The sequence below is a fragment of the Cellulomonas septica genome (assembly GCF_012396155.1).
In the GTDB taxonomy this organism is placed as follows: Bacteria; Actinomycetota; Actinomycetes; order Actinomycetales; family Cellulomonadaceae; genus Cellulomonas; species Cellulomonas septica.
Genome location: NZ_JAAXOY010000004.1, coordinates 13,610 through 28,037 on the forward strand (window position 1 = coordinate 13,610; position 14,428 = coordinate 28,037).

At 65.9% G+C, this 14,428-nt stretch carries 10 protein-coding genes and 1 pseudogene; 4 read left to right on the top strand and 7 right to left on the bottom strand.

Annotation, left to right across the window (positions count from 1 at the left end; genetic code table 11):
- Positions 1–82 precede the first annotated feature (82 nt).
- Together HGA02_RS00935 and HGA02_RS00940 are read right to left on the bottom strand one after the other, a co-directional pair.
- Positions 83–1,258: a hypothetical protein gene (locus HGA02_RS00935; RefSeq protein ID WP_168676570.1), complete on the bottom strand. Its 1,176-nt coding sequence runs from the start codon at positions 1,256–1,258 to the stop codon at positions 83–85.
- A gap of 610 nt (positions 1,259–1,868) precedes the next feature.
- On the bottom strand, positions 1,869–2,705 hold the full coding sequence (locus HGA02_RS00940) for a hypothetical protein (protein ID WP_168676574.1): 837 nt from the start codon (positions 2,703–2,705) through the stop codon (positions 1,869–1,871).
- 337 nt (positions 2,706–3,042) lie between these two features.
- Between HGA02_RS00940 and HGA02_RS00945 the strand changes: the two are divergent.
- The 4 genes and pseudogenes from HGA02_RS00945 to HGA02_RS00955 all read left to right on the top strand — a co-directional run bounded on the left by HGA02_RS00945 (position 3,043) and on the right by HGA02_RS00955 (position 7,983).
- A pseudogene (locus HGA02_RS00945) lies at positions 3,043–4,223 on the top strand (IS481 family transposase).
- Between the two features lie 330 nt (positions 4,224–4,553).
- The gene (locus HGA02_RS21780) at positions 4,554–4,910 is read left to right on the top strand and encodes a 4-fold beta flower protein (RefSeq protein ID WP_425483020.1); all 357 of its coding nucleotides are present in this window, start codon (positions 4,554–4,556) and stop codon (positions 4,908–4,910) included.
- Between the two features lie 470 nt (positions 4,911–5,380).
- Positions 5,381–6,424: a protein kinase domain-containing protein gene (locus tag HGA02_RS00950; protein WP_168676578.1), complete on the top strand. Its 1,044-nt coding sequence runs from the start codon at positions 5,381–5,383 to the stop codon at positions 6,422–6,424.
- Positions 6,421–7,983, top strand: coding sequence for a tetratricopeptide repeat protein (locus HGA02_RS00955; RefSeq protein ID WP_168676581.1), 1,563 nt, complete (start codon positions 6,421–6,423; stop codon positions 7,981–7,983). The genes HGA02_RS00950 and HGA02_RS00955 overlap by 4 nt, the downstream gene beginning before the upstream one ends.
- A gap of 501 nt (positions 7,984–8,484) precedes the next feature.
- Here the strand turns inward: HGA02_RS00955 and HGA02_RS00960 are convergent.
- The 5 genes from HGA02_RS00960 to HGA02_RS00980 all read right to left on the bottom strand — a co-directional run bounded on the left by HGA02_RS00960 (position 8,485) and on the right by HGA02_RS00980 (position 13,938).
- The gene (locus tag HGA02_RS00960) at positions 8,485–10,068 is read right to left on the bottom strand and encodes a GmrSD restriction endonuclease domain-containing protein (protein ID WP_168676585.1); all 1,584 of its coding nucleotides are present in this window, start codon (positions 10,066–10,068) and stop codon (positions 8,485–8,487) included.
- Positions 10,065–10,874: a hypothetical protein gene (locus HGA02_RS00965; protein ID WP_168676587.1), complete on the bottom strand. Its 810-nt coding sequence runs from the start codon at positions 10,872–10,874 to the stop codon at positions 10,065–10,067. The genes HGA02_RS00960 and HGA02_RS00965 overlap by 4 nt, the downstream gene beginning before the upstream one ends.
- A gap of 186 nt (positions 10,875–11,060) precedes the next feature.
- Entirely contained in the window at positions 11,061–12,680 is a 1,620-nt protein-coding gene (locus tag HGA02_RS00970) for an LCP family glycopolymer transferase (RefSeq protein ID WP_168676590.1), read from the bottom strand.
- 214 nt (positions 12,681–12,894) lie between these two features.
- Positions 12,895–13,581, bottom strand: a complete 687-nt coding sequence (locus HGA02_RS00975) for a Type 1 glutamine amidotransferase-like domain-containing protein (RefSeq protein ID WP_168676592.1) — start codon at positions 13,579–13,581, stop codon at positions 12,895–12,897.
- 87 nt (positions 13,582–13,668) lie between these two features.
- The gene (locus HGA02_RS00980) at positions 13,669–13,938 is read right to left on the bottom strand and encodes a metal-sensitive transcriptional regulator (RefSeq protein ID WP_168676596.1); all 270 of its coding nucleotides are present in this window, start codon (positions 13,936–13,938) and stop codon (positions 13,669–13,671) included.
- Positions 13,939–14,428: the final 490 nt, after the last annotated feature.

Genomic DNA, 14,428 nt, shown 5'->3' on the forward strand with positions numbered 1-14,428 from the left:
GCTCACCGGCGCCGACGGACTGCGTCAGCCGAAGCGATCGGAGGCATTCTTGCTCGGTCGGCACCGCAAGCATGGTTCGGCGTCAGCCCGGTCGGTATACCGTCATGTACTTGAAGTTGTCACCGGGTGCGAGCGTCAGGTCGTCGAGCATCTCCACGCCCGATGCCTGCTCGGAGAGCAGCGCCCTGGTGTACCCGACCAGCGTCTCGCGAAGTGCCGCCACAGGGACCGGCATCCATAGGCAGTACTCAGCGAGCTGGTGCGTGAACCTAGTGTGCTCCAGCCCGTCGACGTCGACCCGCAGGTCGAGCCGGCCGTTTGAGCGCTCCGGCACCATCGCGACTGCCGCACCGTCATGGTGGAAATCGGCGGCGAGGCTCCCGAGATCTGAAAGCCTGACCAGCTGGAGCTCCCCTTCGAGCAGCCGTGAACGATGATCAGCCTGGATTGGGTAGCTGGACGGTGCCATCAGACGGTAGCTCGCCCCTTCAAACAGCTCGGAGTAGAAGGCAATAGCCATCTGCGCGGTCCCTCGGGCACTGGGCACGGCCTCCATGAACTCCTCCGAAGTCGATCGCGAAGTGGCGGCAACGAGCGTGTCGGCCGGGCCGAGTGAATAGGCTGCTGTGCCAGACGGCGACGCATCTCGTCTTTCTAGTAGGTCAGCGACCGCTTCCCAGTCGGGACCTGGGAGCGACAGCGTGTGGGCCTGTCGCACAACGTCACCCTCGTCGACTCGGCTTGATGTGAGATACGTCTCGACTTGCTCACCGCGGCGACGCTGCCGAGCCAGTCGCCCGATGCTCGCCTGCTGTGCAGGGGCCGGGCGGTTCTTGCACTCCAGTACGACGACACCATCGCTCTGCCAGCCGACAATGTCGCCGATGCCTATGAGCGTGGTTATGTCCGCGATGATCGGGACGAAGCCAAGGCTGAAGAGCGAGGCGGCTTGATCGAAGACGAAATCAAAGTCGGTGCCTTGCGCGGACAGTGAGGGCGGCTTGCCGGGATGACGTGAAAGCGATCGGATGGTGTGCTCGGGCAGCAACGCGTGCACAAGCCCGTCAGCGATAACGCGCAACAGGTGTCGGTGCCGCTTGGCCTCGACTCGGTCGGTGCCGTCAGGAGGGCTCTCGGCTTCGATGATGGCGTTAGCCAGACGCCGTTGCCAGTCCAGGACGTCGCCCGTAGCGGGCAACGCCGCCAACTCGAGCAGCAGCTCGCGTCGGGCCCGCATCCACTCGGTCGTTACTGACACGCACCCATTCTGGCGCCTCTCCACCAGCGAGCCCTAGTGATGCCGGGCTCAGCGCGGAGAGCTGCTTCGCAAGGGCTTCGACCCCCCTGAAGTGGCGAGTAGATGCTCGGCGGCTTCGTTCTCCTGCGTGCCGGCGTTTGCGAGCGCGTAGCGGCTGGAGTCGAGCTGCGACCACAACCCGTGCGAGTCGTATCGGTACGCCCAAGCGTCGTTTGGCAGGTTCCTCCTGAGGCTCCGGTGGTCGCCTTCGCCCCGGCAGTACCACGGATGGCGGCGTGCGACGGCTGCAACCCGCGAGCGTTCGCGTGACTCCGACGACAGCGCTGTGAACTCGCTCGTCCCGCGCCCGGCGTTGGGCTCGCTCGCAGCATGGATGAGTCGCTTGTGCAGCCCGTCACTGCGCGTGCCACCACTGCTACACTTCGGACGCCCTCATCGGAGGGTGGGCGCGGGATAGGCCCCGCTTCAGTTCAATGCCGAAGGCGCCCGCAGAACCAGGGAGATCCGGGTTCAAATCCCGGCGGTTCCTCGCAGGACCGTAGCTCAACGGTAGAGCCCCTGTTTTTCTCGAAGTCTGGGCCCTGGCCGACTGTGGCCAGGGCCCAGAGCTCTATGGTGCCAGTCCCGACTTTGCCTCCTCGAGCTCCGCCGGGGTGAGTTGCAGTGGGCCGTAGTTGTGGCGCGCATATCCGACGAGAGCACGGGGTTCTTGGTCCCGGTTCCCGCGGTGGCCCTCTGATGCCCAGTCGCGGACGACGATGGTGGCCCACACGCTTCGAGGAAGTGCGGTCTGCAGAGCGACGTTGGCTTCCTCTGCCAACCGCTTCGTGAGAGCCAGGATTCCGATTAGCTCCGCGAGTCCGAGCGTTACCGGGTCGCCGAGCCGATAGGCGGGAAACGGTGTGCGGGTAATCGACTGCCACGTCGCCATGACCCCTGGTTCCGTTGCCTCAATCCTGTTCACCAGGGCCGTATCCGCCCGTCCTCCAGAGTGGATGTGCGTGTTCCGTGCCACTCGCACCAAGTGAAACAGAGCGACCGATTCTGTGCTCAGTGCGGCGCCCGTGGCCGATTCGATTCGCTCATGGGCATTGAATGTCTTGAAGTTATCCAAGAGAGGCTTGAATCGGGGCTCAGCCTCGGCGAGAAGCTCGAGCATGCTCCGAAGCAGGTCCTCGTGAATGGCGAGTACCTGGGGGACCGCCAAGATGCCCAGTAGAGGCTCGGCGTTGTCCAGTACCGATTGTGCGGTCGCAGTCTTCAGATTGAACCGCTCAATGTGCGGGATCTGCGGGAAGATCTGGCTCAGCACAAGGTCGGAGCCCGAGGTGAGGCCTAGCGTGCGGGAGGCGAGCGCCGATCCCGCCAGCAGCCCCATCACGGTGTCGTTGGTCTGGATCCGTTGTCCCTCGTACTGCCGGTAGCGGGGATACTTGACTATAGCCACTGCCCGATCCTGGCAGATCGGCCGGGCTGCCGTAGGTCGGGCCGTTTGGGCCCGTGGCTGACGGCTGATCGGTCGTGTTGGTGGGCAGCGTGTGGTCAGCGAGCACCCCGGAACAGGGTCACCCCAGGAACTACCCGCATGTACTTCCGCAGGTAAGCGCGTTATCCACAGTCCAAGATCGAACTCCTAAAGCGGGTGTCGGCAGTTCGAATCTGCCCAGGCGCACGGATTGTTTGTAGTAATTCGGCTGGCCCTAGACGTTTCAGCTTCGGCTGAGGGGTGACGGTGTTTCGGCTGATGCTTGACACCTGTGTCGGCTGATGCTTGACGCTCGCTCATGAGGGAGCTGAGCGTGGCTGAGCAGCGGTATAAGGCGGTGCTGGCGGTCGTCGGCGACGGCCGTTCGATCACCGAGGTCGCGGCGTCGTGGGGGATCTCGCGTCAGACGCTACACACGTGGCTGGCGCGCTGGGAGGCGCAAGGGCTGGAGGGTCTGGTCGACCGCTCGCACCGGCCGGCGAGCTGTCCGCACCAGCTCGACGCGGTCCTCGAGGTCGAGGTCCTGGAGGCCCGGCGCGCTCATCCGGGGTGGGGTCCGCGGCCGGATCGTTCATGAGTTGGGCCGCCGTGGTCTGGTGGTCAGCGAGTCGGCGGCCTACCGAACGCTGCGTCGGGCGAGCCTGATCGAGCCCGGGTCACGGGTCCGCAGGGCTGAGCACTGGCGCCGTTGGGACCGGGGCGCGCCGATGGAGCTGTGGCAGATGGACACACTTGGTGGGATTGGGCTGGCCGACGGGACGAGCGCGAAGTGCGTGACCGGGATCGATGACCACTCCCGATTCTGCCTGGTGGCCACGGTGATGGCCAGGGAGCGCACGCAGCGGGTCTGTGAGGCGTTCGCGGCGGCGCTGGAGCGGTTCGGGTGTCCCGAGCAGGTCCTGACCGACAACGGCAAGGTTTTCACCGGCCGGTTCAACCATCCCCCGACCGAGGTGCTGTTCGACGCGATCTGCCGGCGCAACGGCATCGAGCACCTGCTGACCCAGCCTCGCTCGTTGACCACGACCGGCAAGATCGAGCGGTTCCACCGCGCGCTGCGCGCCGAGCTGCTGACCGGGACGCTCTTCGCCGACCTGGCCGCCGCCAAGCGTGAGGTCGACGCGTGGGTCGAGCACTACAACCGCGACCGGCCGCACAAGTCCCTGGCGATGGCAACGCCAGCGGCCAGGTTCACCACAACCCGCCGGCGCGAGCCGGTCAGCTTACCTGACCGCTCGGGCCCCGCACTGGGTCGCTCGCAAGGTCGCCACGAACGGCGTGGTCTGCGTCTCCTGGCAGCAGGTCAGCGTCGGGATGCACCGCGCCGGAGAACGTTGCGACGTCCTCGTCGGCCCCGACACCCTGCAGTTCTGGATCGGCAACGAGCTCCTGCGCACCGTCGCCCGAACCAGCACTGGACCCGTCCGCGACAAGCGACCCCTAGGAGGTTCCCCGACCAAGAGCCACCCGCAACACTGAATCCAGAGCGTCAAGCATCACCTGAAGCACGGACGTCAAGCATCAGTCGAAGCCGAACAGGCCCACCAAGTGTCGTTGCAGTTCGGGCGCGGTCATGCCGGCCGCGGACGCGACGGTACGGGTGGCCGATCAAGACTCGTGGTCAGCGTTTGGTCGGCGGTCGACCTCAGGATGTGGATGGGCAAGCCGAGGCTGCACGACCGGCCTCGTTCCCCGTAGGAGGTCCCAGGACCGTGGCAGCCCTTGCACGTACAGAGGTCGACCACTGCCACGTATTCGTGCAGCGGGCCCGGACCAGTCGATGTCGGTTGCGCGTGCTTGGGTGGTGGCATGACACTGAATCCGGTTTGGGACCAGCGCGGTCAGGTGGCTGGGTGGTTCGAAGACGACCGCCTATATTCGCTTCAGGGCCAGGTAGTCGGTTGGACGCGCGACGACGCGGTCTACTCCCGCCGCGGCGTGCACGTCGGATGGCTCGAGCGAGGACAGTTCTGGGACTCCAGCGGCTCGGTCGTTGCGTTCACGCGTGAAGCGTCGGGCGGACCCGGCAAGCCGGGTCGCGGTGGCGTACCGGGTCGACCCGGTAAGGCGGGGACGCCCGGGCGACCCGGCTTCTCTGGTCGCATGGGAAGGCCCGGCTTTGGTTCCAGCTGGAGCGCCAAGACCTGGACCGGGTGGCTGCAGTAGGGGGTCTGCTGGAAGTGCAATCGGTCGAGGTGCGCCAAGTCGGCCGGCTAGCACCAGTCGTATCGGGACGAGTCTCCTGGCGCGGTACGTAGTTTCGAGGGACTGACAGGTTGCGGCCATTCGATCGCCCACGTCGCCTGCAAGAGCGGTATCACCGGCATTCGCTCCATCGCCTCCCACGGAGCCTCGCTGAACAGGCGCCCATACAGGTCCATCGTTATCGTTGCGGTCGATCGCCCGAGGATGACCTGCACAGCCTTCACGTCCGCCCCGGCTGCAATCAACAGCGACGCTGCGGTGTGCCGCAGGGGGATGCCGAGCGGGGCGGCGGGCCTGCCGACGTTGCGGCCGCTCTTGCTTCAGCTTGTGGTCCCGCGACCGCGGGATGTCGGCAGTCCTCTCTAGACTAGTTTCTTGGCGCGCAACCTTGCTGCCGGAAGATGCCTGGAGGCACGGTGACGGCTTCATCCTTGTTCGACGCTGACGCCCTCATTGGGGAGACGCTCGGTGGGCAGTGGACGATCGAATCGCGTCTGCCACCCGCCAGCACCGGAGGCAACTTCTCCGTCGGCTTCCTCGGCTCCACCGTCGACGGGCGTCGAGTATTCATCAAGGTGCTGAACTTCGACGCTGCGTTCCGAAGCGCTGACCCGACGGGTACGCTCCAGTGGCTCACCGAGGCGTACAACTTCGAGCGGGACCTAGTGGAACGCTGTGGATCAGGTCGGCTCTCACGTGTGGTTATGGCGTACGGCCACGGGACAGAGCAGTCCGCAGCGAGCCCACTGCCGACGTCGTACATCGTCTTCGAGCCGGCCGACTTTGACGTCCGCAGGGCCCTCGATCTCGATCGAGACATCGACATGTCGGCCAAACTCCGTATGGCCCATCACGCGGCCTCGGGCCTCCAACAGCTTCACGGGCTGGGAATCGCACATCAGGACGTAAAGCCGAGCAATCTACTGGTCTTCTCCGAGCCATCATCCACGCGCAAGCATTCGAAGTTGTCTGACCTTGGTCGCGCGAGTGACCGTGAGACCGTTGCCTGGCACGATTCCTTCACTATAGCCGGGGACCGCTCTTACGCTCCGCCGGAGCAGTTGTATGGCGAGGTGTATTCCTCCTTCGCCGAGCGGCGTATCGCGTGCGACATCTACCAACTCGGGAATCTAGTCGCCTTCATTATGACGGGTGTAACGATTAATGCACGCCTGAAGATGCACCTCCACCCGTCCTACTCGCCCGAGAACTGGGGCGGCACCTACGGTGACGTCCTTCCATATGTGACCGCTTCTCACGTAGCGGCTGTCGAGGATGTCGAGACCGAGATCGCTCATCCCCTCGCCCGCGAAATAGCGTCCATCATCCGGTGCACGACGGACCCGGACGTCGGCCGTCGAGGCCATCCGGCGAGCCGTGCGGCGCGGGAGCCGTTCGCCCTCAACAGGCTCGTCACGGAGCTCGACTTACTGGCGCACCGCGCGGAGCTCCTGGTACGGAGGGCCACCCGATGACCGCAGCTCGCGGTCTCGACGAGCGGTTCGTAGTCCCCCGATGGCGAACCTTCGCCTCAACGCTCGCAGTGGGAGAACTGGACGTACCTCGAGTGACCGGTGAAGCACTCGATCCCTCGTCCGAGGAGGACAAGCTCGATCTGAGTTCCTTCGTCCGCCACCCTGGCCTTCACCTCGCTGGCGACTTGCTCGGGCGAGCGCTCCACGGTGTGGAAGGGGCGGTCGACGCGCTTCCGATCTCGGAGTACGTGCTTGGGCAAGACGGCTCATCGGCAGAGTTGCGCAGGCTCGCCGTGGCGGTGCGAGCTGCCGTTGCCGGAGAGCCAGTTCCTTTGCACCAATCTTTCGAGGTGGTCTCTGGCGCGGACCCAGGCAAGATCGTTCGGGCGGCCCGAACGAGCCTTCGCAGGAATCCGCGCAATCCGGTTCGCTGGATAGACCTTGCGTTGGCGCAGACCAACAGTGGTGAGTTGGAAAAGGCGGAGCGGTCGATCCGGACCGCGCTAGCGCTTGCGCCAACCAATAGGTTCGTCCTGAGGGCCGCATCGCGGTTCTTTGTCCACGTCGGTGATCCCGAGCGTGCGCAGGCCGTGGTGCGTCCGGCCGCGAGTCGTATGCGGGATCCTTGGCTTCTGGCCGCCGAGATCGCAGCCGCTGATATTGTTGGTGCCGGTTCAGAGCTGATCCCTTCCGCGCGGAGAAGCCTCCGATCCGGCGACTTCACGCCAGCGCAGGCAAGCGAACTTGCGTGTGCGATAGCGAGCCATGAGTTCGAAGCCGGCCAAGACAAGTCCGGGAAGAGGTTGCTGGACCGGGCTTTGGTGCAGCCCACGGAGAACGCTGTGGCTCAGGCAGAGTTCGAAGCGCGGAGAGGCAACTTCACCCTACCGGACGAGATTCTCTCGCGGGAGGGAACGTTCGAGGCGCGCGCTATAGCGTTCGGGGCGCGCTCTCAGTGGCGCGAAGCGGTGCGCGATGCAAAGAAGTGGCAGGAGGACCAGTCCTTTGCGCCAGACCCTGCCATGTATCTCTCGTATGTCGCTTCAGTTTGCCTTGAAGACTATTACGTTGCCGCGGAGGCGGCCAAGGTTGGCCTTGTAGCGAACCCGGGTAGCGCCATGCTTGGCAACAACTATGCGTTTGCGCTTGCGAACCTGGGTCGGGTAGAAGAGGCGGAGCAAGTGCTCGACCAGTACCCGGCGTCTGCGTTCGAGGAGTCCGAGCAAGCGGTTCGGATTGCGACGTTGGGCCTACTTGCGTTCCGGGGCGGAAAGGGAGTCCGAGGGCGCGAGCTTTACAGGGATGCGTTCGTCCGCGCGGTCGATGCAGGAAGCCACGACCAGGCAGCGTTTGCGGCTGCCTTTTGGGCGCGCGAGGAGCTCCGGCTTGGGTCGCCCATGGCGGGGGCCGTCCTAGAGGTGGCTAGAGAGGCCGTCCGGCGGAGCGATGGCGACGACCCTGCGCTGGTGCTTGCGCGCGTGGAGAGAGACGCCTCGGGGCGTGCGATGTCGGATGGAAGGGCGCTCGACCCGAATTCGGTACCCGGACTTCTCCCGTAGCACGCGCATGAGTGGTGGTGCGCCCAAGCCATACGCGTGGTCGGCGGGTGGTCCGCGAGCGCATCGTGAAGAGGTCGCCGGACGAACTTCCTGTATGTACTTCCGCAGGTCAGCGCTTTGGCCTCAGCCGAAGATCGAACTTCTAAAGTGGGTGTGCCAGCAAGTTCGAGTCTGCCCGGGCGCACGAAGTGTCGCTCTAGGTCGGAGCGATCCCCGGTCCGACTGGAGCGGTGGCTGCATCCGCAGTGTCCGCTTCGTGGTTATCAGGCATCCTGCGATGTCGGCGGTGCCCGTGGAGTGTGTGCTGGGGCGTGGCCGCTGTGTGCCGTTGGACCAGGGGATTCTGACTGACACAAGAGACTTCGAGTGTCAGTCAACACGTGATGGCGACCCTGTCTCCGTCCACAAGCGGGGGTACAGTCGCGGGGACAGGCGAAAGACCGATACGGACCCAGTCTCAATCCGACTATGCAGACGAACGTTTGCCGGTGAACCATTCCATTACCTGCCGGCCGACCTTTCGAGTTCCCATTCTTCCTCGCTAATCAACCGGATCGGAGAACCGGCCAACTCGGAAGCAAAGGTTGCCAACCTCGCCAGCCTCAGGTCGAGCAAGTCCTCGGCGTCGATATCCAGCTCGCCCGATTCAATAAATTGTGCGGAAGGCGATACTACGTCGAACCGGCCGCGAGAGCGAGACGCGAGAACGAAGGAGAGCGTGCGGAGATGGATCGGCGGATCCAGGGGCGACTCTGGCGACCGTACGTAGAGCGATTCCGCCGTCAAGTCCAATTCGCCATCCACTGCCGAATCCTCAAGGCCCTGGTCCTGCAAAACTCGAGCGCCGATGGCCGTTAGGAATGCGCGATGCAAGGCGCCCTGCTGGCGGCGCGTGCTTTCGAGCATAGTCTCGCGAACAAGTACCGGGGTCCGCGTGATGGGGTCTTCACCGGTAGATAATTTGGTAAAGTCGGCTACGGCGCGCGTATTTGACGCGACATCGTACCGACGTCCAAGCACGGTGCACCAGTACCAACGAGAAATTAGAGCGCCGTTTTGAACAAGTGGAAAGTCGTAGTTTAGCCCCGCCAGCACGGTCAGTATCGGTTTGTACGGGACCCAGTCCGTATGAAGGACACCAAGGTTCCTCACGGCAAAATCCAACGCGGCGGCGTAATTTGCGACAGCCTCTTCCCAGCCATCGCGAATCGCAGAACCCGGTAGGTCCAGCACGGCGCTTTGACGGATACTCTCTCGCTGGCGTAGCGCGATGACGCTCAATACAGGAAGGCCGTCTTCACCCAGGAATCGCTGAAGGATCGGATGGGTCCGACGCGCTTCCTCCCAAAGTACCCGGAGGTTGAATCCGGTGGAGAATGATCTGGCGACCACCAAGTCAAAAGCGCCAAGAGTCATGCCCATCCGATTCACTCTTTCGAAAATGCGCGCGACGGCAGCCGGCTCGATGTCCTTGTGGATGATTACGGCCGGGACCTTGTAGTTGTGGATACCCGCGAGGAATCGCCGGTAAATCTCCGTCAGCCAGGCGCGCCCGTCGGAATCGTCGGAGGGTACGGCCTCATCTCGCCACTCGAAGAAGTCGGAAGCGGACCTGAGCGATGAAATTGGAAGGAGCCGCGCTTCCCATTGCGCTTCGGGTGTGCTGTAGAGATTCTCCCAGCTGACCGTCTTAAAATCTAGAAGCGCGTCGTCCAGAACATCGATATCCCCGTAATCGCGATCACCCTGAAGGCTGATCGCGTAGCGGAGCGAGCCTTTTGAGTAAAGCGCCTGATAGAGCGCCGTGAGGCGCTGCTGCCCATCCAGTACGATCAAGGCGATGTCACGAGCAATCGGTGGCGCGGACTCAATTGGTCGCGGATTGTAAAACTCGTCGGTGCCTTCGATGAGCAAGAGACTTCCTATCGGCCAGCCGCTAAGAATGGTTCCAAGAAGGGACCTTACTTCGACGTCGGTCCAGTCGAAGTCCCGCTGGAAGTTTGGCAGCACGACTTCGCCGTCGTCGATTCCTTGAAGCAGACTGCTAAGGTCGAGGTCCTGAGCTCTCGTCTTCTTGAGGCTCATCGTGAACGGCCCTCCTCAAATACAGGGATGTCGGCAGCCGCCTCGGTCATGGCGCGCCACCGATCTTCAAGCCATCTCGACACGTCGGTTACCGCCCTGTCGCCGAAAACAAACGCCAATTCTGGGCTAGTCCGCTCTGCGACCAGCGGGGGAACCATTAGCACGAGGTTGCCATCGAATACAGCCACCGTATGTAATGGCTGCGAGGTCAAATAATGAATTCCGATGCTCGCATGGTTGTGTAAGTGTAGGTTCTCGCGTGCTCGTCGCCATCGGGCGCTTACGTCAGTGACGGCCTGGTTCAATTCGGCATCATAGGCTTGGGAGTCGACACCTAAGGAGGCCGCCATCCCGCGCGCGGAGGCCGACCCGGGCTCGGCGAGGTAGATATCCACGGCTACCGAGCGCCTTCGTGCAGCATCGAGGATCGGGTCAAGTTGAGTCCGAACCCACTGGCCGGGGCGCGCAACCACAAAGCCGATCGTACTGCTACCGGCATAGTAATCTGACCACTGAAGACCGGTCTCCACAAGGGTGTCGCGGAAGCCTATTTGATGGATTCTAGCTCGTACTCCGGCAACCTCGAGTACGTCGTGAGTAAATGCCGGCTTCAGAATTATCTCTGTTACGAGAGTTGCGACAGCGACCGAGAGGAACGTCGATGCGAGGGCGGAGGCCACCACCGCGGCCGAACCTTTAGCAAGTGCCGCCCAGATGAAGGACACTATTGCGCCTGCTGCCGCGATCGCGATCACGGTGACGAGGTGGGCCCGTGTCAGCTGGAAGCCCTGTTGAGGTGTGCTCACGAGTGGCTCCTCCTTGCGCAGGTTCCAGTGCTCGGAAGCCTAGGGCCCATCCATCGTTGCGGGGGGCGGTTCGGCCAACGCGCCCGCCGTTTCTGCGCCGCTGTGGCCCGGCCGGCTAGGGCCGAGTCGTCGCTGGACGGCAGTGAATACCAAGAGGGACATCACGTCAGGGAGAAGTCGCCTTGTTCATGAACCAGCGACGAGGTCCTCGTCCAGGGTGTCCGTGCGGAGTGCGTCCATGAGGCTGCCTAAGGCCGCGGCGTCGGGGACCAAGGCGGCGGAGTCGCCGGTGGGCACGATCGTCGTCGGGACCGGCACGACCCGCACCGCTTCGGGGCCGAGGTGCCGGACGCTCGTGAGCAGGCCGACCAGCTCGGAGCGGTCGAAGCTCTCGTCGACGGCGACGGACCCGGAGACGATGCCGAGCAGTCGTAGCCAGGTGGCCGGGCTGCGCCGGACGTCGTCGTCGCCCAGGCGGTCGAGGATTGCGCGGAGCCACGCCGCCGAGCGTTCCGCCCGCGACGTGTCGTCGAGGCCGTCGCCGCGCACCCAGACGAGGGCCTCCTCGCCCGTGAGCCGGTGACGGCCGGCGGGGAACGTCTGACCGCCGTCGACGACCAGCCTGCTGTCCAGGTCGATCTCCACGCCGCCGAGCCCGTCGGTGACCCGGGCGAACGTCTCGGAGTCGGTCAGCGCCACGTGGTCGAGGCGCACGTTCGTCAGCCGCTCGACCGTCTCGACCGCGCCCGACGGGCCGCCCTGCGCGAATGCGGAGCGCAGCGTCCCCGGCCCTGAGCCGGGCACGTTCACGGAGAGGTCGGGGGGCATCGCGATGACGTTCACGCTGGACCGGTCGGCCGAGACGTGCGCGAGCATGACGATGTCGGTCTGGGCGGCCGCGGCGGCCCAGTCCTGGCCGCCCTCGGTGCTGACGTCGTTCGTCGAGCCGAGCACGAGAATGGTGACCGGGGCGGGGCCGCCGACCTCGGCCGGCGGGAGAGGGGCGGGCCGGTCTGTCAGCGAGACGGGGTCGGGGAAGCGCTCGAGCCGGTTGTCGAGCGTGCCGGCGACGACGAGCGCCCCGCCCGTGGCGACGAGCAGCAGCAGCACCAGCGATCCGACGACCGCGAGCGCGATGTTCCGGCCGCGGTGGCTGGGCGGCGGGGTCCGGGGGACCTCCGGCGGGGGCGGGCTCGGTTCGTCGGGAGGTGTGAGCACCGTCCACGCGATGCCGTCGACGGCGGCCCGGACCTTGGCGAACGACTTCTCGTAACCGCGTCGACCGGTCGCGCCCGGGTCGGGGACGTCGTCGTCCTCGGCCACCGGCGGTGCGGTGCCCACGCGGTGGACCGGTGCGAGCTGGGCTAGCGCGGAGAGGCGCGCCGCGACATCGCCGTCCGGCAGGGCCGACGGACCCAGGGACGTGGCGACGCGGGCCAGCTCGCACAGCGTGAAGGTCCGCCGGACCGCGGCGGGGACCTTGCGGACGACAGCCGACCGCTCGTGCCGGGTGGCGGTGAGGACGAGGTCGGCCTCCGCCAGCATGGCCGCGTCGACCTCTCGTGCGTGCGGGCCGTCGACGTCGAGGCCCTCGCGCGCGAGGAGCTCGCTGAGGTGCTCGGGAACCGGGTCGTCGGGAGCAGCGTCGATCGCGGCGCTCGTCACGGTCACCGCGCTGTCGGCCCCGAGCCGAGCGCGCAGGAGCCGTTCGGCCGCGAGCGAAGGACCCACGTTCGTGGCGCCGACCAGCAGCACGTCGAAGTGGTTCGCCACTGCCGTCGACGGGACGGCACCGGACGGGCCCATCGAGCCAGTGTGTGGGGACATCCCGCACGCCCGCTATAGAGGTCTTCGGGGCAATTGTCCGCCGCGAAGAGGCCGCCGTCGCGGCCGGTCGCCACCCATGCTGCTCGCCATCCCGTCCCTTTCCCGATGTGACTGGTCAGGGGCCTGGGCGCACGGTGACGACGTCGAATCAGGTCGGCGCGGATCGCGGATGCTGCGGGTGGTCCGGACGCGACTACGGGTGCCCTGCCTTCGAGGACCCCGCCTCGAACCGCCTCCACCGGCCGTCGGAGACGACGTCGACCGAGCCGTCGACGACGGCGATCGCGGTCTGCTCGTCGAGCACGTACGACGGGACGTCGAGGCCGGCCGCCCAGCGTTCGGCGTGGGCCATCGTGTTGGTGGGGAACGCGTCGAGGTGGGGGAAGATCGCGAAGTCGACGACGCCGAGGGTGCGGTCGTCGGGGGCGCCGGGCCACTCGACGAACAGGTCGCCGATGCGGGGTGTCATGACCATGCTGCCGGCGCTCACGCCGACCCAGACGGTGTCGGGCAACGACGGGAACAGGTCGTCGAGGCCGGACTCGCGGATCCAGTGGGCGAGGTAGGTCGCGTCGCCGCCGTCGACGAGGAGCGCGTCGGCCTCGCGGACCCAGGGGATCCATCGCTCGGCGCCGATGGTCGGCAGGGCGGTGAGCTCGAGGACACCGAGGGAGGCCCAGCCGAGCCCGGTGAGGTGTGGAGAGTCGGTCCCCGCGGCGAGCGTCCGCTGCACTGAGGCCGGGCCGCACATCGGGTGGCCCCACTGCGCGGTCGGGACGACCAGCGCGTGGCTCTCCTCGATCGGCTTGCCGAGCATCTCGACGAGCGCGGTCCGGATCGACGGGTTGGTCACCCCGCCGGACGTGAGCAGCAGCTTCACGGCAGTCCTCCAGGTCGCGCACCAGGACGGAGCAGGTCGACGTAGAGACTGTCGACCGCGCCCGGACTCAGCGGCAACCGCGGGACCTCACGCCAAGGAGAGGAAGAGCTTCTCCAGCTTGGCGACGTCGAGCGTCGCCTCGGAGCCGTCGGTGCCCGGCGTCATGCACTGCTTCATGCCGGAGGCGATGATCGCGAACCCGGCGCGGTCGAGGGCGCGTGACACCGCGGAGAGCTGCGTGACGACGTCCTCGCAGTCGCGGCCCTCGTCGAGCATGCGGATGACGCCCGCGAGCTGGCCCTGCGCGCGCTTGAGGCGGTGGGTGACGCTGGTCATCTCGTCGGGGTCGAGCTGCATGGCGGTCTCCTCGGGCACGGGTGGGGGCGACGGTGGTGTCGCCGCCGGGCGGGTCAGCGCGGGCAGGTGCAGCGGTCGGCGGGGGCGACGGCGCTCATGACGTCGTCGGCGTGCAGGCCGCAGCCGTCCCACGTGGTCTTGCCGCAGGTGGCGCAGCCGATGGGGTAGCACACGGTGTCTCCTCGAGGGCGGGTCAGGCGGTCGGGCAGTCAGGCGGTCGACGCGCGCCAGGGCGCGGGCTCCAGCAGGCGTCGATCGGCGGCGACGGAGGGGCGTCCGCGCCGTGCCGATCGGTCGACGATACCCCACGGGGTATCACGGCAAGGCGTGAGAGGGGTCCGGCCGCTCGCAGGGTCGTCACCCGGTGAAGACGTTCCAGCAGATCGCGTTGCGGAGGCGCTGGTCGTCGAGCACCAGATCGCGCACCTCCGACGGGAGGAGCGCCCGCTGCCAGCCGAGCTCCGCCACGCGAGCGGCCTCGCGCGCCGGC